The 19,837-nt window shown below is 59.7% G+C and carries 14 protein-coding genes; all 14 read left to right on the top strand.

What is annotated here, in order from left to right:
* The first annotated feature begins 312 nt into the window (after positions 1-312).
* On the top strand, positions 313-1,269 hold the full coding sequence (locus tag H1B37_RS11605; RefSeq protein WP_182866821.1) for a sugar phosphate isomerase/epimerase family protein: 957 nt from the start codon (positions 313-315) through the stop codon (positions 1,267-1,269).
* Positions 1,266-1,985 (top strand): hypothetical protein, encoded by a 720-nt coding sequence (locus tag H1B37_RS11610; protein ID WP_286177643.1) that lies wholly within the window; start codon positions 1,266-1,268, stop codon positions 1,983-1,985. Before H1B37_RS11605 ends, H1B37_RS11610 begins: the two co-directional genes overlap by 4 nt.
* Positions 1,986-2,213: 228 nt before the next feature.
* Positions 2,214-3,647: a phytoene desaturase family protein gene (locus tag H1B37_RS11615; protein WP_182866822.1), complete on the top strand. Its 1,434-nt coding sequence runs from the start codon at positions 2,214-2,216 to the stop codon at positions 3,645-3,647.
* Between the two features lie 623 nt (positions 3,648-4,270).
* A complete protein-coding gene (locus tag H1B37_RS11620) occupies positions 4,271-6,244 on the top strand; it encodes a YXWGXW repeat-containing protein (protein WP_182866823.1) in 1,974 nt (657 codons plus the stop codon).
* A gap of 78 nt (positions 6,245-6,322) precedes the next feature.
* A complete protein-coding gene (locus tag H1B37_RS11625; protein ID WP_286177644.1) occupies positions 6,323-8,524 on the top strand; it encodes a propionyl-CoA synthetase in 2,202 nt (733 codons plus the stop codon).
* A gap of 176 nt (positions 8,525-8,700) precedes the next feature.
* The gene (locus H1B37_RS11630; protein ID WP_182866824.1) at positions 8,701-9,987 is read left to right on the top strand and encodes a V-type ATP synthase subunit B; all 1,287 of its coding nucleotides are present in this window, start codon (positions 8,701-8,703) and stop codon (positions 9,985-9,987) included.
* On the top strand, positions 9,984-10,574 hold the full coding sequence (locus H1B37_RS11635; protein WP_182866825.1) for a V-type ATP synthase subunit D: 591 nt from the start codon (positions 9,984-9,986) through the stop codon (positions 10,572-10,574). Before H1B37_RS11630 ends, H1B37_RS11635 begins: the two co-directional genes overlap by 4 nt.
* Before the next feature lie 17 nt (positions 10,575-10,591).
* The gene (locus tag H1B37_RS11640; protein WP_182866826.1) at positions 10,592-12,490 is read left to right on the top strand and encodes a V-type ATP synthase subunit I; all 1,899 of its coding nucleotides are present in this window, start codon (positions 10,592-10,594) and stop codon (positions 12,488-12,490) included.
* A complete protein-coding gene (locus H1B37_RS11645) occupies positions 12,490-12,954 on the top strand; it encodes an ATP synthase subunit C (RefSeq protein WP_182866827.1) in 465 nt (154 codons plus the stop codon). Before H1B37_RS11640 ends, H1B37_RS11645 begins: the two co-directional genes overlap by 1 nt.
* A 4-nt stretch (positions 12,955-12,958) precedes the next feature.
* Positions 12,959-13,681, top strand: a complete 723-nt coding sequence (locus H1B37_RS11650) for a hypothetical protein (protein ID WP_182866828.1) — start codon at positions 12,959-12,961, stop codon at positions 13,679-13,681.
* 6 nt (positions 13,682-13,687) lie between these two features.
* Positions 13,688-14,338, top strand: coding sequence for a DUF2764 family protein (locus tag H1B37_RS11655; RefSeq protein WP_182866829.1), 651 nt, complete (start codon positions 13,688-13,690; stop codon positions 14,336-14,338).
* Between the two features lie 26 nt (positions 14,339-14,364).
* A complete protein-coding gene (locus tag H1B37_RS11660) occupies positions 14,365-16,176 on the top strand; it encodes a V-type ATP synthase subunit A (protein WP_182866830.1) in 1,812 nt (603 codons plus the stop codon).
* A gap of 548 nt (positions 16,177-16,724) precedes the next feature.
* The gene (locus tag H1B37_RS11665) at positions 16,725-18,338 is read left to right on the top strand and encodes an outer membrane protein assembly factor BamB family protein (protein ID WP_182866831.1); all 1,614 of its coding nucleotides are present in this window, start codon (positions 16,725-16,727) and stop codon (positions 18,336-18,338) included.
* Positions 18,339-18,412: 74 nt separating this feature from the next.
* Complete coding sequence (locus tag H1B37_RS11670; RefSeq protein WP_182866832.1) at positions 18,413-19,348, top strand: hypothetical protein; 936 nt, start codon at positions 18,413-18,415, stop codon at positions 19,346-19,348.
* The last annotated feature ends 489 nt before the right edge of the window (positions 19,349-19,837 follow it).

Below are 19,837 nucleotides of genomic sequence, written 5' to 3' on the forward strand. Positions count from 1 at the left end.
TGCGGTTCCTTCGCCAATCGCCGTGGAAGCACATGAACCGTGAGCTAGCGCTCATCGGCTAATGAATAATCCGGCACTAGCGCTTCGGGCTTGTATTGATTGAAAGTTGGTGCTGTTTATTCAGGAGGCAGCCGTTTGGCGTCCCACCCACGCACACCCCATCATTCTGCCCCGTATCATTCTGCCATCCCGCTCCCGATCCGTTGACAGGGATTCAGCCGCGCTGGTGGCCTGCACCGCCTTGGGTGACAATGCGGTGTCGCAAGCGACTAAACTACGTCGCTTTCCCTTCCTTGATTTTCAACGATCCACATGACCAACCGACGTTCATTTTTGGGGGCCGTCGCCGCGGCGGCTGCCACTGCCTCCTACGGTCCAGTGCCGGTCGCGGCCGCAGAATCCGACAGCGGCAGCCTTCCCGTTCGATTTGCGCTCAACACCAGCACGATTCGCGGCCAGAAACTTTCGATCCAACAACAGATCGAAGTCACTGCGGCGGCCGGTTACGACGGGATCGAGCCTTGGATGCGAGACATCGAGACGTACCTATCCGGCGGCGGCAAGCTGGCCGACTTGCGGAAGCAGATCGAGGACGCGGGGTTGTTTGTCGCCAGCGCGATCGGGTTTGCCAACTGGATCTCCGACGACGCCGAGGAACGCCGGGCCGGGCTGGAAGCGGCGCGTCACGACATGGATCTGGTCGCGGGCTTGGGCGGCAAGCTGATCGCCGCGCCGCCGGTCGGTGCGCATCGCGGCGGCAGTGTTCCGCCGCCGTTGGAACTGGTCGCCCAGCGTTACCGGGCCTTGTGCGAGGTCGGCGCGGCCGTCGGTGTGCAGCCCCAATTGGAATTGTGGGGGTTTTCGCCCACGCTAAGCAAGCTGGGGGAATTGGCCTACGTGGCCACCGCCGCCGCCCATCCGTCGGCCTGCGTCTTGCCGGACTTCTATCACATCTACAAAGGCGGCAATGACTTCAACGGATTGGCGATGATCGAGGCGTCCAAAATGCTGTGCTTCCATATCAACGATTACCCGGCCGATCCGCCGCTGGAAAAGATTGCCGACAAGGACCGCGTGTTTCCCGGCGACGGCGTTTGCCCGCTGCCGCAGATCATTCGCGGATTGATCGACAACGGTTTTAACGGAACGTTTTCGTTGGAATTGTTCAATCCGGAGTACTGGAAACGCGACGCGTTGGCGGTCGCGACCGAGGGATTGGAAAAATCAAAGGCCGTCGTCGCTCAAGCCATGGCGCTGTCGGTCGGATGAGCGACGAAGTGGCAGCAATGCCGGTCGGGCAGCAAGAGTCGGCCGATGGAACGCAAACGCCCGTGCGACGTTTGCCCGTCCAGTTCTCGCTGACTTGGTTGTTGATGCTGCTGTTGGTGATCGCGCTGGCGTCGGCTTATTTGGTGACGGTGGCCCGATTGCGAACCGCCGAAGCCGAGTTGTCGCGTCTGCGTGAAGAAACCGGTTATTTGCCGCCCAGTGCGGAGGACGAAATCGCCGCCGCACGATTGACCAGCGACCAGCCGATGACATACCGGATTCGGGTGCGTGTCCCCGCGTCACCCCCGTATCGGATCGCGTACAGTTCGGTGTGGCCGGAGGCGAAGGCGGCGCCGGTTTGGTTCGGCGCGGTGGATGTGCCGCCGGGGGAGTCGGTGGTGACCGTGCGGATCCTGAAAGATCCCCGTGATGACCGCTGGAAAATCACGACACTTCGTCGCAGTGTCGACGGAACCCGCCGGATGGCGACGGTTTTGCCGCAAAACCACGTCGAAATCTTTCGCGGATCCCACGATTGGCTAAGCGCCGGTGTGTCGCGGCAAAGCTCCACCCGGCCGGTCGGCCAGTCGTTGCGGCTGTTGGACGAACGCGTGTTGGTTGGCGAGGGGGCAATGATGTTGTACGGTGACAGACCGCCGGCGGAGGAAATGGTGGGCGTGTTCGCCGAACTGCAACCCGATTCGGGCGCCATTTAGGCTCTGTCTGAAAAGTCGCCGCGAGTGAAAAGGGGACGGGGGTCAATAGCCGGAACGGCCCGCCGGGTGCTTCGCACTATTGACCCCCGTCCCCTTTTCACGCCGAATCGCCCACGGGGTTTTCGTTTTCAAACAGAGCCTAGTGGGATAGGCTTCCAGCCTGTCATCGCGCACATTATCCCCCAATTCCCGCTTCCAATCCCGTTCCCCCACTGCCGTTCCCGTTCCATGCCGCGTGATTTTCTGAAAGGTGCCAAAGACGAATACGATGTCGTGGTGATCGGCAGCGGCTTGGCGGGGCTGACCAGTGCCAACATTCTCGGACGGGCCGGACACCGCGTGCTGTTGCTGGAACAGCACTACAAACTTGGCGGGCTGGCGACGTGGTTTCTGCGGCCCGGCAGCCACACCTTTGACATCTCGCTGCACGGGTTTCCCCACGGGATGATCAAATCCTGTCGGCGGTATTGGAGCCGTGACATTTCCGACCGCATCGTCCAACTGAAAAACATCCGGTTCGACAATCCCCAGTTCTCGCTGACCACGACCTTCGATCGGGAAGACTTTTCACGGTTGTTGGTCGAGCAATTTGGTCAAGACCCGGAGACGGTCAAGTCGTTCTTTGACACCGCGCGGGGGATGAATTTTTACGACGACCAGACCACCACGACCGGCGAGTTGTTCGAGCGGTTCTTTCCCGGTCGCAACGACATCGTGCGTCTGTTGATGGAACCGATCACCTATGCCAACGGTTCCACGCTGGAAGACCCCGCGATCACCTACGGCATCGTCTTCAGCAACTTCATGAGCAAAGGCGTGTATATCTATGAAGGTGGAACCGACGACCTGATCAAGCGGATGAAACGCGAGTTGGAATCCAACGGCGTCGACATTCGGATTAATTGTCCGGTTGACCAGATCGAAGTCAAAGACGGTCGGGTCCGCGCGGTCAAGGTCGGTGATCGCAGCATCCGTTGTCGCGCCGTCGTCAGCAACGCCAACCTGCGGACGACGATTCTGAAGATGATCGGCGAAGAAAAGCTTGATGCCGATTACGTCCAGCGGACCAACGAAGTGCGGCTCAATAACAGCAGTACCCAGGTCTACATGGCGCTTAAAGAAGGCGAGACGATCGACGAAAGCAGCGGCGACCTGTTCTTCACCAGCACCGCCGACGAATTCAAAACCGAATCGTTGCTCAGTCGAGACATCACCAGTCGAACGTTCAGTTTCTATTATCCGCGGACCCGCCCCTGGAAGAAAAAGGAACGCTACGCGATCGTCAGCAGCACCAACGCCAATTGGTCCGACTGGAACGATTTGAGTGAAGCCGATTACAACGCCAGCAAACAGGATTTGGTCGAAACCACGATCGACGCGCTGGAGCGTTACATTCCGGGAGTGCGTGAAAAAATCGATCACGCCGAAGCCGCGACGCCGCGAACGTTCCAGCACTACACCCGGCACGAAATGGGCGCCAGCTTCGGCACCAAATTCGAAGGCCTGGGGGTCAGCCGCGATCTGCCGGGTCAGATCGGCGGCATGTACCACGCCGGCAGCGTGGGGATCATCATGAGTGGCTGGCTGGGCGCGATCAACTATGGCGTGATCGTCAGCAACGAAGTCGACCAATTGCTGACCAGCGAATCGTCACCGGTGTGACGCACGGTCCCCGGGCTGGCATTGGTGTCGACTCCCGTCTCGTTGCCCGAAGGGCATGTAAATCCGTAGCCTGGGGCAAGCGGACCGAGCGTCAGCGAGGCCGCGCCGCCCCAGGAAAAAACACGTGCAACGTTCTCCGAATTGGCCAACGGCCATAGACATAATCAGCATTGGGCCGATGGTTTGTTTATGGCCGTTGGCCAATCGAGCTCGGTGTTCCTGACGGGGACCTTGGGCGATGCCCAAGGCTAGGGGTGTGAACGGCCTTTGGCCGAATTCTCTCGATATGAGTTGGTTGCTGCAGACGCTCTCCGGGCCGCTTCACACGTCGCAAAATCGAGCGAGGTGTCGTCAAATCGATCTGGGGGAAGGATTCATTCACTCGGCCGGGACTGCCCCGGTTGCGTGTAGAGCGATTTGCTGACGCGTGTTTTCATTGGTTTTCGACGTCAAACGACGCGAACGATGCCTCACCCGCGCCAAACAGCGTTCCGGCGGTACATGGATTGCACTACTGCAACCGTTGGTGTCTGGCCGGACACCAATGAATGCTGAATGCCTTTCTACGATTATCCGGGAAAGTGGTCTTTGGCATCGTTCTCACTCGATTCTAAACCATCCCAATGACCTGCCTTCCACGTCGTCTGATCCGATCTTCCGTCCTGGCCGCAACTGTGGTTCTGGTTTCCAGCCCGCTCTTCGCCCAGGCTCTGCAGAACGAGCGGTCGGTCCTTCCGCCGCCGGTGGTTCCGCCTCCGATCGATGAAACATCAAACGCCGATCTTCCACAGGACCATACGTCGGAAGAGGAGTCCGACGTGGAATTCATGGCGGCCGGGCCGCTGCACGAGTCGTATGCCGAACCGTACACGGCCGATCCGCAGCCGGCCCCGACGGTGCCGCGAGAGCCTCCGCCGCTGGTCAAGGAACTGCCGCCGACGCTGCGCCCGGACAGCGAGAAATCGACCTGGGTGTCGGGCTATTGGGATTGGGATCCGCAACGCAACGACTTCGTCTGGGTCAGCGGTGTTTGGCGCGAGGTGCCGCCGGATCGACGTTGGGTCCCCGGTTATTGGGAAGCAGAAGGCGACGGGTACCGGCGCGTCGTGGGCTTTTGGGCACACGATGAATCGGCGACCGTCGACTACTTGCCGCCGCCACCGGAGTCACTCGATCAAGGCCCCGTTTCCCCGGCACCAAGTGACGACCACTTTTATGTCCCCGGAAACTGGACCTATCAATCAAACGAATACCAGTGGACGCCGGGGTTCTGGGCGAGGTGCCAACCCGATTGGGTCTGGGTTCCCAATCAATACGTTTGGACGCCGCGGGGATGTGTCTTCCGATCCGGGTATTGGGATTACCGGTTTCATCGGCGAGGCGTGTTGTTTACGCCGGTGTATTATCGGTCACCGATCTATCTGCGCCCCGGCTACTGGTATCGGCCCCGCTATGTCGTCAACACCGGTATCAACCTGTTGGCAAACTTGTTCATCAATCCCCTTCACCGCAACTACTACTTTGGCAACTACTACGGCGCCGGGTATGGCAGCCAGTTCTATCCGTGGATCAACTACTACCGGGGTCCGCGCCGTTACGATCCGCTGTATTCGTACTACGGAATTCGATCGTTGCACGATCGCGGGCCGTCGTTGGATCACATCGCAAGGCAACATCAACAATTCAAGCGGCACGAAGAACTGAGGCCGCCGCGCCGCTATGACGAGCGACGTGGATCTGGAAACGGAAAAGGAAAAGGCAACGTCAACGAAGCGATCGGCGATCGGGCGGCACTGGCCAGTCGGATCGAAGACTTTGCCCGGCAGAATCCCGACGACATTCGATTTCGGCGGCTGAGCGAGACGCAAGCCGAATCGATCGGGCGGTCGGCGGGGCAGTCGTTTGACCGGATGCAAAAGGCCAGAAAAGACTTCGAGCGTCTCTCGCCGGGCAAGCAAACGCTAGAAGCCGCGGTTGCAGGGCGTTCCGACAGGTCATCCAACCGCGGTCGCATCTCCAGCTTTCGCCTGCCGACCGACGCGCCCACTTTGCGAGGCCTGCCGCGCGGATTGGGAAATGAGGGGCAGCAGCCAAGCGGGCGAACAGGAATTCCGTTTGATCGTGGGCTCAAAGCGTATGATCGTGGCGGACGAGTTGAACGGGATCGAATCCAAACGCCTGGGCAATCACCCGGGCAAACGTTCGACCCGGTTCGTCAGTTCGGATCACCGCGCGGTAACAAATCAAACCCGTCCTCGGGGATCGACCGGTCGGCCTTCCGCGACCTGCCTACGATCCGCTCGACGCCCAGTTTAAGATCCTCCAGCACCAATCGCTTGAGTCCCGGCCGAGTTAGCCCCGGCCGAGTTAGCCCCAGCCGAGTTAGCCCCAGCCTCTCACAGCCACCTGGACGTTCCTCTTCGCCGCGGCAATTCTCGCCGCCGTCGATCGATCGCGGCAGCCGTCGTGACTTCGGCGGGCTAAAGGCGCGTGGCGGTGGATTCGACGGACCGAGCAGCTTTGGCAGCCGAGGTGGCAATCGGGGCGGTGGAAAGGGCGGCCCCGGTAGTGGCAGGGCGAAAGGTCGCGGCAAATAGAACGGCGTGGTTGGAATCCGATCCCATCTCGTACTTACGGCGTCGTTGCGATTGAATCACCGATGCCGGTCTTCACCGATGCCGGTCTTCATCGATGCCGGTCTTCATCGATTCCAGGGCGGACTCGGCGGCGCGAACGACATGGGTCGCCAAGCGAACGTTACCGGCGGCTTCGACGTAGTCCTGGCCGCTGATCAGAGCAGCGATCGCAATGATCCTGCCGACATCCCGAGTGTTTTTTCACTTCGGCTTCATCTTCTGGCCCATCGTTTGCTCTCTCCTTGGTGGCTGTGCGTTGGCGTCTCCTGCCGATCGTCGCCCCAAATTGTGCCCTCGGCGTCCAGAGAACGTGTCAAGATGACTTACCAGCGGCAATACCGTCACAGCATCGAACAGCCCGAGGCGTTTTGGCGGGAGCAGGCGCGGCAGATCGCGTGGTTTCGCGAGCCCAAACAGATTTTGTCCCGGGACGAAGAGGGATTTGATCGCTGGTTTCCCGACGGGCAGTTGAACACCGCCTACTTGGCGTTGGACTGGCATCTGGACCAGGGACGTGGTGAGCAAACGGCGCTGATCTACGATTCGCCGGTAACGCAGACATCACGCCGTTACACGTTTCGTCAACTGCGAGACGAAGTCGCTCGGCTGGCCGGTGCGTTGCGTCAGCTGGGCGTCGACCGGGGCGATGCGGTGATCATCTACATGCCGATGATCCCGCAAATTGTCGTGGCGATGCTGGCCTGTGCCCGTTTGGGGGCGATCCACTCGGTCGTGTTCGGAGGATTCGCGGCGCACGAGTTGGCTGTCCGTATCGACGACCTGCAACCCAAGGTGATTCTGGCTGCCAGCGCCGGCAAGGAAGTCGACCGTGTGGTCGACTATGGCACGATGATCGACGCCGCATTGGCCGAATCCGCACACTCGCCGGCGTATTGTGTGATGTATCAGCGCGATTTTCATCGAGTCGATCTGCATCCCGGGCGAGATTTCGATTGGGAGGCACTGGTCGCGTCGGCGGATCCGATCGACTGTGTGCCGGTTTTGGCCACCGATCCGCTGTATGTGCTGTACACCTCCGGCACGACGGGACGTCCCAAGGGGATCTTGCGCGATCATGGTGGTCACGCCGTGGCGATGAAGTACAGCATGCAATACGTCTACGGTGTTCAGCCGGGTGAGGTGTTTTGGGCCGCATCGGATGTCGGTTGGGTGGTGGGACATTCGTGTATCGTGTACGGGCCGTTGGTTCAGGGTTGCACCACGGTGCTGTTTGAAGGCAAGCCGATTCGGACTCCCGACGCTGGTGCGTTTTGGCGTGTCGTCGCCGAGCACCGTGTGCGGTCGATGTTTGCCGCCCCGACGGCCATCCGCGCCATCAAACGCGAAGATCCCGAGGGGCAAAAGGCGCGCGGATATGACACAAGTTGTCTCCGCTATTTGTTCGTTGCCGGGGAACGCTGTGACGTCGCAACGCTCGATTGGGCCGAACGTACCTTGCATGTCCCTGTCATCGATCACTGGTGGCAGACCGAATCCGGTTGGCCGATGATTGCCAACATGGCCGGATTGAAACTGATGCCGATCCGTCCTGGTTCGGCGACGAAACCGGTGTGCGGATATGACATACGCATTCTCGATCGACAGGGGCACGAGCTGTCGGCGGGCAAGGAAGGCGCGGTGGCGGTTCGGCTACCTTTGCCGCCAGGTTGTCTGCCCAACCTGTGGCGCAACACCGCGCGATTCAAGAACGCCTATCTGGTCGAATACCCCGGATACTATGCATCGGGTGACGGCGGTTATCGCGACAAGGATGGCTACTTCTACATCACCGGCCGGATGGACGATGTGATCAATGTTGCCGGCCACCGGCTCTCGACCGCGACGATGGAAGAAGCGTTGGCCGGGCATCCCGCGGTCGCCGAATGCGCGGTGATCGGTGTTGCCGACGCGATCAAGGGCCAAGTCCCGTTGGGGTTCGTCGTGCTCAAATCCAACGTGACGTTGGAACCGTCGGCGTTGGAAGCGGAACTGATCCATCGGGTGCGTGAACAAGTCGGCCCGGTCGCGGCGTTGAAACACGTGATCGTCGCGGAGCGTTTGCCCAAGACCCGTTCCGGAAAGATCTTGCGGCGAACGATGCGACAGATGTCTGAAGGACAACCCTGGCAGCCCCCGTCGACGATCGAAGATCCCGTTGTGCTCGACGAGCTGTCGACATTGCTCGATGGCAAAGGGGTGACGGTGTCAGAAGGAACGTGTTTGGAGGGTGAGATGAGGTGACGAATTGAACCGGTCGAAGGCGTGTGCGGTCTTTCGTCTCGAATGATTGGACGGTCGTCGCGCTGACTAAAAGTGGCATTGATTCATCATCGCGATGCCGTGATGATGTCGTGAAATCAAACTCCAGTGCGGGGCGCATCGTTGTGTCATTTCCAGATTTATTCTCGCATACCCGGGTGCTCTCGATCGTCGGAGACATCCTGACGATTCATGCCAGTGGAGTCGCGCTCGGCGAGTTGGCTTGGGTGAAAAACAGCGACGGCACGACATCGCTGGCCCAGGTCACCGAGATCGATTGTGAGCGTGTGTCGCTGCAAGTGTTCTCCGGCGGCAAGGGGCTGCGATCGGATGCGCGGGTCAGCTTTCTGGGGCACGCGGCACAGGTATTGTTTTGCGATGACATCCTGGGACGAATCTTCAACGGCGTCGGCCAGCCGATCGACGGCGGACCGGAGTTGTTGGGCCAACGCCGCGTCGACGTCGGCGGCCCTTCGGTCAATCCGATGCGGCGGGTCGTGCCGTCGAAGATGATCGAGACCCAGGTCCCCATGATCGACATCTTCAATTGTCTGGTCGAAAGCCAAAAGATCCCAATCTTTTCGATCGCGGGCGAACCGTACAACGAATTGCTGGCCCGGATCGCGATTCAAGCCGACGCCGACGTGGTCGTGTTTTGCGGGTTGGGATTGATCTTTGACGAGTTTCATTTCTTCCGCGACACGTTCGAAAACGAAGGCGTGTTTCCCCGCACGGTGATGTTCGCCAACCGGGCGTCGGATCCGATCGTGGAACGCTTGTTGGCGCCGGATTTGGCGTTGAAAGTCGCCGAGCGGTTTGCCGTGGAGCAGAACAAACGGGTGCTGGTGTTGATGACGGACATGACCGCCTTTGCCGACGCGCTCAAAGAAATCGGCGTCGCGATGGAACGCATCCCTTCCAACCGCGGCTACATGGGCGACTTGTACAGCCAGTTGGCGCTGCGCTACGAGCGGGCCTGTGATTACCGCGGCGCCGGTTCGGTGACGTTGTTGGCCGTGACCACCATGCCCGGAAACGATGTGACGCACCCGGTGCCCGACAACACCGGTTACATCACCGAAGGTCAATTCTATTTGCACGACGGCATGATCGACCCCTTCGGTTCGCTGTCCCGTTTGAAGCAGCAGGTGATCGGCAAAGTCACTCGCGAAGACCACTCGGCGGTGATGAACACGATGATCCGTTTGTACTCCGGCGCACGCCAAGCCGAACAGAAACAGCAGATGGCGTTCGAATTATCGGCGATGGACCACAAACTGCTCAAGTTCGGCGAACTGTTCACCCAGCGTTTCATGCGGTTCGATGTCGCCGTGCCACTGGAACAAGCTCTGGACCTGGGCTGGAAAACGATGGCGGAGTGCTTTGAGCCGCAAGAGTTGTTGATCCGCGAAAAACTGTTGAACAAGTATTACCCCGCATCATGACGCTGGCCCTGAACAAGACGACGCTGAAACGACAACGCGATCAAGCAAAACTTTACCGCCGTTTCTTGCCCTCGTTGGAACTGAAACGCCAGCAGTTGCAGGCCGCTTGGCGAACATCCAAGCAGGAGCTGGCGGGGATCCAGGCCGAGGTCAGCCGCGTCGGCGATGATCTGCAAACACTGTACGCCCTGATCGGCGGATCGACGATCGACATCGCCGAAATGGCCCAGTGGGTCCGCGTCACCAAGATCGACGTGACCACGGAAAATGTCGTCGGCACCGCCGTCCCGAAGTTCGGCGAACTGCATTTGCAAGTCGACCCGTACTCGCGTTTGGCAATGCCGTTCTGGGTCGATTCACTCGTCAACGCACTCAAGCAAATGGTTCGGCTCCGCGTCCAAATGGACGTCGCCCGACAGCGCACCGAGGCACTCGGCGCGGCGCTGCGGCGTGTGACGCAACGGGTGAATTTGTTTGACAAGGTTCTGATTCCGAAAGCCGAGGAGAACATTCGACGCATCGTGATCTTTTTGTCCGACCAAGAGCGTGCGGCGGTCGTGCGCTCGAAAATTGCCAAGAGCCGGTAGAAGCGGAGGAGCAGCACATGGCCATCGTTCCACTCCGCCGCGTGACGTTGATCGGTGAATTGAAACACCGCGACCGAGTCTTGGCGGACTTGCAGCGATTGGGCTGTGTGCATGTGGTCGATCTGGTCAACGACGGCGGCAAACCGCACGGAACAGGGATCCGCGCCGAGGACTTAAAAGCGGCGATCGTCTATCTGGAGAACTGTCCGGAAAAGCGGCCCGGATCGTCACCGTCAAAGAGTACGACGACTCTCGCCGCGATCCGTCCGGGGGACGTCCAGCGAATCGCCGGCGAAGTGTTGCAAATCGAATCCGAATCGCGAGCCTTGGCCGAAGAACAGGAGTTGGTGGCCGAGAGGATCGAGCAAACTCGGCCCTGGGGTGATTTTCAGTTGTCCACCGCGGATGAACTGCGGGGACGCCGGTTCTTTTTTTACCGGCTGCTGCACCGCGAAGCCCGTCAGGTGTCGGCGTCGGTTTTCGCCGACGGCTACGTCAACGTCGTCAACACCGATCCTCAATACGAATACTGGGTGATCGTCGCCAAAGATCCACCTGCCGGGATGCCCATCGAACCGGAAGAGCTGGACCCGCGCTCGTTGTCTCAATTGCAGTCGCGGTTGACGGAAATCGGGGAACAGCGAGAACAGCTTCAAGTGCGGCGGATCGCCCTGACACGCTGGCTGGGTTGCTTGCGAGACGCACTGGCGGCCACCGAGGACGAGACGGCGCGGATGAATGCCAAGCAACGTTCGTTGGTCGATGGTCCGGTGTTTGCCTTGCAGGGCTGGGCACCGCGTCGTCAATTGCCGGCCCTGGAAACCTTCGCCCGGCAAAACACGTTGGCGTTGCACCACAGCCCACCTGAAAACGATGAATTGCCGCCGACGCTGCTGAGCAACCCCGCGCCGATCGCCGGTGCCGAAGGTGCCGTGACGTTCTTCATGACGCCGGGCTATCGCGCCTGGGACCCGACGTGGGTGATGTTCTTTTCCTTTGCCGCGTTCTTCGCCATGATCCTGGCCGATGCCGGCTATGGCGTCGTGCTGGGGTTCCTGGTGGCCCTGTCCGCCCGGCGACTGGGCCAAACCGCCGCGGGGCGCAAGTTTCGGCAATTGGCCGTATTCATGGTCGTGATCACGATCGTGTATGGAGTGTTGATCGGAAGCTTCTTCGGTGTCGTCCCGGCTCCGGGAAGCTGGCTGGACGCCCTGGTGATCAAAAGTGGTGGCGTCGGGATCATGCGAGATCAAGAAGCGATGATGTTGATCTCGGGCACGATCGGCGTCTTTCATCTGGTCCTGGCCAACGCGGTGGTCGCCTGGCGCTGGCTGGGCAGCGGGCATGCGCTCTCGGCCGTCGGCTGGGTGATCGCACTGGTCGGGGGATGGTTGTTGACGCTGACCTTGTTACCAAAACCCGACATGATGGGGCTGATGGCCGAGCGGTTCGGAGGCGATGCGGCACGATGGTCGGAGACGACATCAAGCACCGGGTGGTGGATGTTGGGCGGCGGGCTGTTGCTGGTGTTCCTGTTTTCCAGCACACGACCGGTGTTTTCGTTCCGACCACGCGACCTGCTGGGGCGATGTCTTGATGGCGTGTTGGGGCTGACCGGTGTGACCAAGGCGTTTGGCGACGCACTCAGTTACTTGCGTCTGTTCGCCCTCGGGTTGGCGAGTGCTCAACTGGCACTGTTATTCAACCAAATGGCGTCCGATGCGGCGGAGGTCAAAGGGGTGGGGATCCTGTTGGGCATCCTGGTGTTTCTCTTGGGGCACACGTTGAACTTTGTCTTGGCGGTCGTCAGCGGCGTGGTCCACGGATTGCGATTGAACTGCATTGAATTTTTTAGCTGGTCCCTGACTGACGAGGGGCAACCGTTCCAGGCCTTTGAAATGAGAGCGAACAAGTGATGGACGAGTCGATGATAGAAATGATGGGCAGGGTCGGCGTCTATGCCCCGCTGTTTTTAGGCGCGATCGGCAGCATTCTGGGCTGTGCCGCCGGCGGGCAAGCCGCTTGCGGTGCGATGCTGGACGTCGAAGGCGGCTACGGGCGACTGATCGGCGTCTCCGCGCTGCCGTCCTCGCAAACCATCTACGGCATTGTCGTGATGTTGTCGATGAACGGCAGTTTCCAAATCCAGGCCGCCCCGGGGATGTTTGCGATCGGGGTGCTGTGCGGATTGGCGTTGTTGTTCAGCGGCTGGTTCCAAGGAAAATGTTGTGCGTCGGCGATTCACGCCACCAAGAGCAAACCCGAGGTGTTCGGGCTGTCGGTCGCACCGGCGGCGATTGTCGAAGGCTTTGCCGTGTTTGCGTTTGTTTTCGCTTTGATCCTCGCAGGCGGTTTGCCCGCTGCGGCCGGAGGTTCCTGATTCCATGTCATCTTCATCTCCCGTCCAATCGGGGCAGCCTGACGAACCCCAAGCGGACGCTACCGCGAAACCGGATACCGGTGTCGGCGTTCAGGAATTGATCGACCGGTTGAAATCCGAAGGCGTTCAAGAAGGCCAACAACAGGCCGAGGCGTTGTTGGCCGAAGCCAAGAAGCAGGCGGCCAAGATCATCGATGCGGCCCGCGCCGAAGCCGACGGGATCGCCGCCGAGGCACAGAAACAGGCCCAGCGGACCGAAACCAACGGCAAACGCGCGCTCCAGCTGGCCAGCCGTGACACCAGTTTAAAACTGAAAGAACAACTCCAACACGAATTCCGCAGTTGGGTCGGCGGATTGGTTCGCGAGCGGTTTGACGATTCAAGTTTCTTGATCCAATTGATCAAAGATGTCACTGCCCAGGCGATCGCGGCGATCGATCGCGGACCCGGCAGCGCAGAAAACGAGCCGGCGGTCAAATTGAATCTTTTGGTCGCCGATGGGCAAGACAAGTCGGTCGATGCGTTCATCAAAGGCCAGGCGGCGGAGATGTTGCGTCGCGGTGTGGAATTGAAAGCCGATCGCACGTTGACCCACGGGTTTCGCGTCCAAATCGTTCAGGACGACGTCGAGATCAACTTTAGCGACGAAGCGGTCACCGCGGCGCTGATGCGTTTCTTGGCCCCCAAATTTCGACAGCGGATCAGTTCGCTCGACGGGGATGCCTGATTCGAAATGGAATCCTACTACACGCTGATCGCATCGCTTCCGCCGCTGCCGCGAGATTTTGACGACGGCCCGATTCCGATCACGGCGGCCACGTTGTGGCATCGGCTGTCGATGCTCGGCCAACGCGATCGGGAGATCATCCAGCAGGTGTCCGACTTTTTTCGCTGGGACCGGCAACCGCGCGACCGCAGTGATGCCGAAATTCGTGACACCCATCGCCGCTTGGTTTCTGAAATCCGTCATCCGCTGGTTGCTCGTCTGGTCAACCACCGGATCGAGATGCGAACCGTCGTGGCCGCACTCCGCTGCCAACGCGACGGATTGCCCCAGCCCGAATTCCCCGAGCTGCCGCTGTCGGTCTGGATCCGTCGGCACTGGGACGAACCCTGTTTTCGGCTGAACCACCGCTTCGATTGGCTGTCGCGTTTCTGTCAGGCGCTTGACGACGATCAACCCAAACGCGCCCAGTGGCATCTGTTCACGGAACTGTGGAATCTTTGGTGTCGCTTGGACGACCACTACAACTTTACGTTCGAATCCGTCGTATTGTACCTGGCCCGTTGGGAGATCCTGCATCGTTGGGCCAGCCAGGACGAGCAGCGGGGCCGGCAACGGTTCAACGACCTGGTCGAAGACATTTTGCAAACCTCGCGCTGACGATCTTTTAGACCATTGGAGATACGATGAACGCTACCGCCAAAGACCACGGCTCGGGCACCGCAACCGTATTGGGTGTCAATGGGAACATCGTCCGCATCAAGGTGTCCGGCATGCGGATCATGAAGAACGAGGTCGCTTACGTTTGTGTCGGTGACGAACGGTTGAAGGCCGAGGTGTTGCGGGTCAACGATGACCAAGCCGAGTTGCAGGTGTTTGAAGAGACCGACGGGGTTCGCTATGGGGACAATGTCGAATTGTCCGGCGAGATGTTGTCGGTGTCGCTCGGCCCGGGGCTGCTGGGCACGGTCTATGACGGCTTGCAAAACCCGCTGGGCGAATTGGCCGAGCTGGACGGTTTTTTTCTCAAACGTGGACGCGACGTTGCCGCCCTGGCCGCCGACACGACCTGGGATTTCACCCCGTTGTGCACGGTCGGCGATCAAGTTGTCGCCGGCGAGGTGCTGGGAACGACGCCGGAACGGAACATCGTTCACAAGATCATGGTTCCCTTCGATGCGGCCGGCACGATGACGGTCAAATCGATCGCCGAAGGTCGATTGCGGACCGATGCGAACGTCGCCACGCTGACCGATGCCAGAGGACGCGACGTCCAGATTCCGCTCGTGCAAACCTGGCCCGTTCGCCGCCCGATTTCGGCATTGATGCAGCAACAACGGTTGATCGAACGCGAATTTCCGTCGCAACCGTTGATCACCACGACGCGAATCATCGACACGTTTTTCCCAATCGCCCGTGGCGGGACGGCATGCATCCCGGGACCCTTCGGTGCCGGCAAGACCGTGCTGCAGGGATTGATCGCCCGCTACAGCACCGTCGACGTCGTGATCGTCGTCGCCTGCGGCGAACGCGCCGGCGAAGTCGTCGAGACGATTCATGATTTTGCCGAGATGCCCGATCCACGCACCGGCGGAAAGCTGATGGACCGCACGATCATCATCTGCAACACCTCGTCGATGCCCGTCGCGGCACGTGAAGCGTCCATTTACACCGGCATCACGTTGGGCGAGTACTACCGGCAAATGGGCTTGGACGTGTTGTTGTTGGCCGATTCAACGTCCCGCTGGGCTCAAGCGATGCGGGAAACCAGCGGACGGTTGGAAGAGATCCCCGGTGAAGAGGCGTTTCCGGCGTATTTGGACAGCGCCATCAAGGAGCTGTATGAGCGGGCCGGGGTGTTGCGGATGGCCGACGGCCAGACCGGCAGTTTGACCATGATCGGATCGGTCTCGCCCGCCGGTGGCAATTTCGAAGAACCTGTGACCCAGTCGACCTTGGGCACGGTCAAATGCTTTTTAGGATTGTCCTATGACCGCGCCTACAAACGGTTCTACCCGGCGATCGATCCGTTGATTTCGTGGTCGCGGTATCGAGATCAATTGGCGCCGTTTTTTAAATCCGAAGTCGATCCCCATTGGACCGCCGCCGTTTCAAAAATGCACCAGTTGTTGCGCGACGGCGAGAGTATCGACCAGATGATGCAGGTGACCGGCGAAGAAGGAATTTCGATCGAAGATTACGTGACGCACCAGAAAGCGTTTTTCCTGGACATGGTCTATCTGCAACAAGATGCGTTCGATCCGGTCGACGTCTCCGTGCCACTGGAGCGTCAAAAGGAGATGTTCTTGTTGTGTTTGAAACTGATCAATGACGAGTACGCGTTTGCAGACAAAGAGCAAGCACGTGTGTTCTTCACCGAGTTGATCGGGCTGTTCAAAAATCTCAACACCTCCGAAAGCGACTCGGAGGATTTCAAACGATTCCGAACACGGATCTCCGAACTGCAAGCCACCGCATTGGTCGTCGACGCAAGCTGACACCGCCTCCGATCGCGATCAGCCTCCACTTCCCTACCCACCCATCATTCTGCCCTCTCTCCCCGACTCCCACGGATGGCAGCGCGTCCCCACGGATCCCAGGCTGCTTCTCATCCGTGGGCTAATTCGAATCCGTCGCGACACTGCGCTCAGCCCCCGCGTTGTGGCGAATGCATCAAGGACGGCCAGCCAAGCTCATCGCTCGTTCCTTTCAAGTTCCACGGCCAGTGGACCAATGAACCCTTTCCGCTGCCACGATTCGCCAAACAGCAATCGCACCGGCTCAAGCCAGTTATTCGCTTGAGCATCAATCAGTTTGCGATTCACTTACCGGCACAAGCGATGGTGTGCAGGATTAAACCGCCCCGGTCGCTGCATCGCAGCGACCGGGAATCGCCTAAAGGCTAAACACCAACCGTTGCTCCGACGGTGCGCCGGGTCGATTACACTGAGGCAGAATCGGATTCTGCCGGCGGCTATCTGTTTCAAATCTCAGGGCATCCTGCCCGTGAATCCCCGTCACAATAATCCCTGCGGAACAAGCACGAATGAAGTTTTTGTCTGTCACAATTGCGCTGGTGTTGTGTTTTGCCGGCATCGAGTTGTCCGCCGGTGACACGTGGCATCAGCCGTCCGGACCCAACGGCAACTGGCAGGTGGACGGCGATCCGCCGCTGCGTTGGAGTGCCACGCGGAACGAGAACATTCGTTGGCGGACGCCGATGCCGGAAGCCGGGATGAGCGGCGTGACGGTCTGGCGCGATCGTGTTTTTGTCACGACGCATGTGCCGATCGAGACGATCGAGGAAAAGGAGGCGGTGACCGACATCATCGGATTCTGCCTTGACGCGAACACCGGAAAGAGACTGTGGCAGGTCACGCTGCCGGGCACCGCCTTCATTTCCTTGGCGGGCGGATTCACCGATGGAACCGTCTTCGCGCCGATCACCGACGGCGAACACGTTTGGTTTTTCAATCGCTGTGGTTCGATGGGCTGTTACGACATGGCGGGCAACCAGGTCTGGACGCGGACATGGAAACCGCGATTCAAGCACAACAACCGCCAAGCCGAACCCTACCTGGTCGGGGACGTGATCTTGTACGTCGAAGTGGCCGACAAGGAACACGGGGAGAAAATCCAAAAGTGGGCGGCCCCGGGGAAGAAGTCGGCCGGTACCGATGTGCCGGAGGGTGTCGACGAGAAACAAGTTTGGACCTATCTGCATGGGATCGACAAGCGGACCGGGAAAGTCCTGTGGCGGGAAAACGTTGGAACGGTCGTCCACAACACACCGGTGGTCGGTCGAACGGCCGACGGCAAGTTGGCCGTGTCGCATGCCCGTGGCGGTCCGCATCGGCCGCTCGAAACACCCGCCGGGCACAGTCTGACCCGACTTGCCCCCGGCGAAGCGGGCAAGACGATTTGGAGCACGTCGCTGGAGCGTTACGACCCTTCGTTCGCATCGCATTGGAACCAGAAGTACGTGTTCGGTTTTCGCGGCGGCAAACATGTTGTGCTCGATGCGGTTTCCGGAAAACTGTTGCGCGAACAACCGCTGTACACCGACGCAACGCTTTGGAAGTTTGATTCCGACAACGGTGATTGGACGAAGCAGACCCATGTCGCGGTGAAAGCCGGCAAGGGCCATCCGAATACAAATCAGGCCAACCTTGTGATCGGCGACTGGCATTGGTTTCTCTCCCACAACGTCCACTACCTGGGCCGAGTCAACGTGGAAAGCGGCGTTGTCGAATACCTTGAGCTGCCGGCCCAGTTGATGGCCGACACGGAGACACGCGACAAGGATGTTTGGCTTTGGGGCAAGGGCAACCCGAGCAACCGTCCGACCAACGCGTCCGGATTCGCCGTGGGAGACAAGGGCCAAACGGGCACGGGATGGGGACACATCTCCGCGGCGAGTCCGACACGCGTCGGCCGCTACCTGTTTCTGCCGGTCGTGACCGGAACGGTTTACGTGATCGATACGGACATCGATGCGTTGACGCCCGAAGCACTGGTCAGCGTCAATGATCTCGGCACCGGCGGAGAAACTTGGACGCTGGCGACCGTGACCTATGCGAACGAGCGTCTGTACGCGCACACGATGAAAGAGATCCTGTGTATCGAAGCGGAGGGCGACAATGAGTTACGAAGCGAATAAACTGACGACGGCCGACGCATTGCTATGACTCTGAAATGCCGCGGTATCAACCACTTGAACGGAAGAGAGACCCAATGAGACGATGTCTGCTGGTAGCCGCGATTTTCCTGGTCGGCGTTTGCAATCACGTGCATGCGGAAGAAACGACGCATCGCTTTCTCGCATGCGGAAAGAACACCTACATCATGGAGGCCGACGGGAAACCGAGCTGGACCTATCCCGCGGCCACACGCGACGGTTACGTGCTTGAGGACGGCACGATCATCCTGACGCTCAGCAAATCGAAACGCCATCGTGGTGGAGCCGTCGTCAGTATCGCTCCCGGTGGAAAGGAGACTGTGATTTGGGAAGGCACCCAAAGCGAAGTCAATAGTGCCCAGCCGACCGGCGACGGCACGTTTGTCATCACCGAGGCGGGAGACAATCCCCGGTTGTTGGAGATCAGCTCCAGCGGCGACGTCATCCTGGAGTTCCCGTTGGCGTGTCAAAAGAAGAATCACCATATGCAGACGCGGATGGCGCGTAAGATCGCCGATGGAACGTATCTCGCGCCGCACCTGTTCGACTTTGCCGTGTATCACTATTCGCCCGAGGGGAAGGTGTTGGGCAAACTGGACACCACGGTCCCGGGCGATCGGGATCATGAAATCCATACCTGGCCGTTCACCGCGATCCGACACGGCGATGGTCGCACCCTGGTTTGTTGCACTCATGGAAACCGCGTCGTGGATTTTGACGCGTCCGGCAAGATCGTTTGGACGCTGACCAACGAGGATCTTCCCGGTAACTGGTTGCAAGACCCGTGCGGCGCTCAAGTGCTGCCCAGTGGAAACATCGTCATCACCAGCTACGCCGCCGGACGGACGGATCCCAAAGCGCCAAAGATGTTCGAAGTCACACCGGACAAGAAGGTCGTGTGGCAATACGCCGACGGGCAAAAGGTCGGCATCCATCACTTTCAGATCCTGACCGCCGACGGTGAACGGTTAGCTGGGCCGATTCTAAAGTAGCGGAAGTCGCCAAGACTTTCGGGATCATGCCGCCGCGTCGATGAAACCGTCGGCTGACAAATCTTGAATCAGCCCACGGACAAATCAGCCCACGGATAGCAGCGCGAACCCACGGATGGAAAGCGGTTAGGGATCCCTGGGTTCGCGCTGCCATCCGTGGGTTTTCTTCCTGTCGGTGTTCACGTTATCTCTCGCTGATTCCGATCGGTCCCCTGGCCTGGTGTCCGTCGGACCACGTCGCCACGATCTGTTCGTCTGTCACTCGCTCACCCTGCTGGTGCGGTTCGGCCCGCCGGTCGGGTTGTCGGTTTTGGCCCGCGGGCATAGGTTTCTGCCAGCCCGTCATTTCGCGTCGGGCTGTGAAAAGGGCAGGAACCGCTGGTGTGCAGGCTTCAGCCGCCCGCTGTCGCTGCGAAACAGCGACCGGGAATCGCCTAAAGGCTAGAACACCAGCGCCGATACCCGTGCCATGTGTTCCTGACCCGTTTT

It is taken from the genome of Stieleria mannarensis, from assembly GCF_014154935.1.
Taxonomy (GTDB): Bacteria; Planctomycetota; Planctomycetia; order Pirellulales; family Pirellulaceae; genus Stieleria; species Stieleria mannarensis.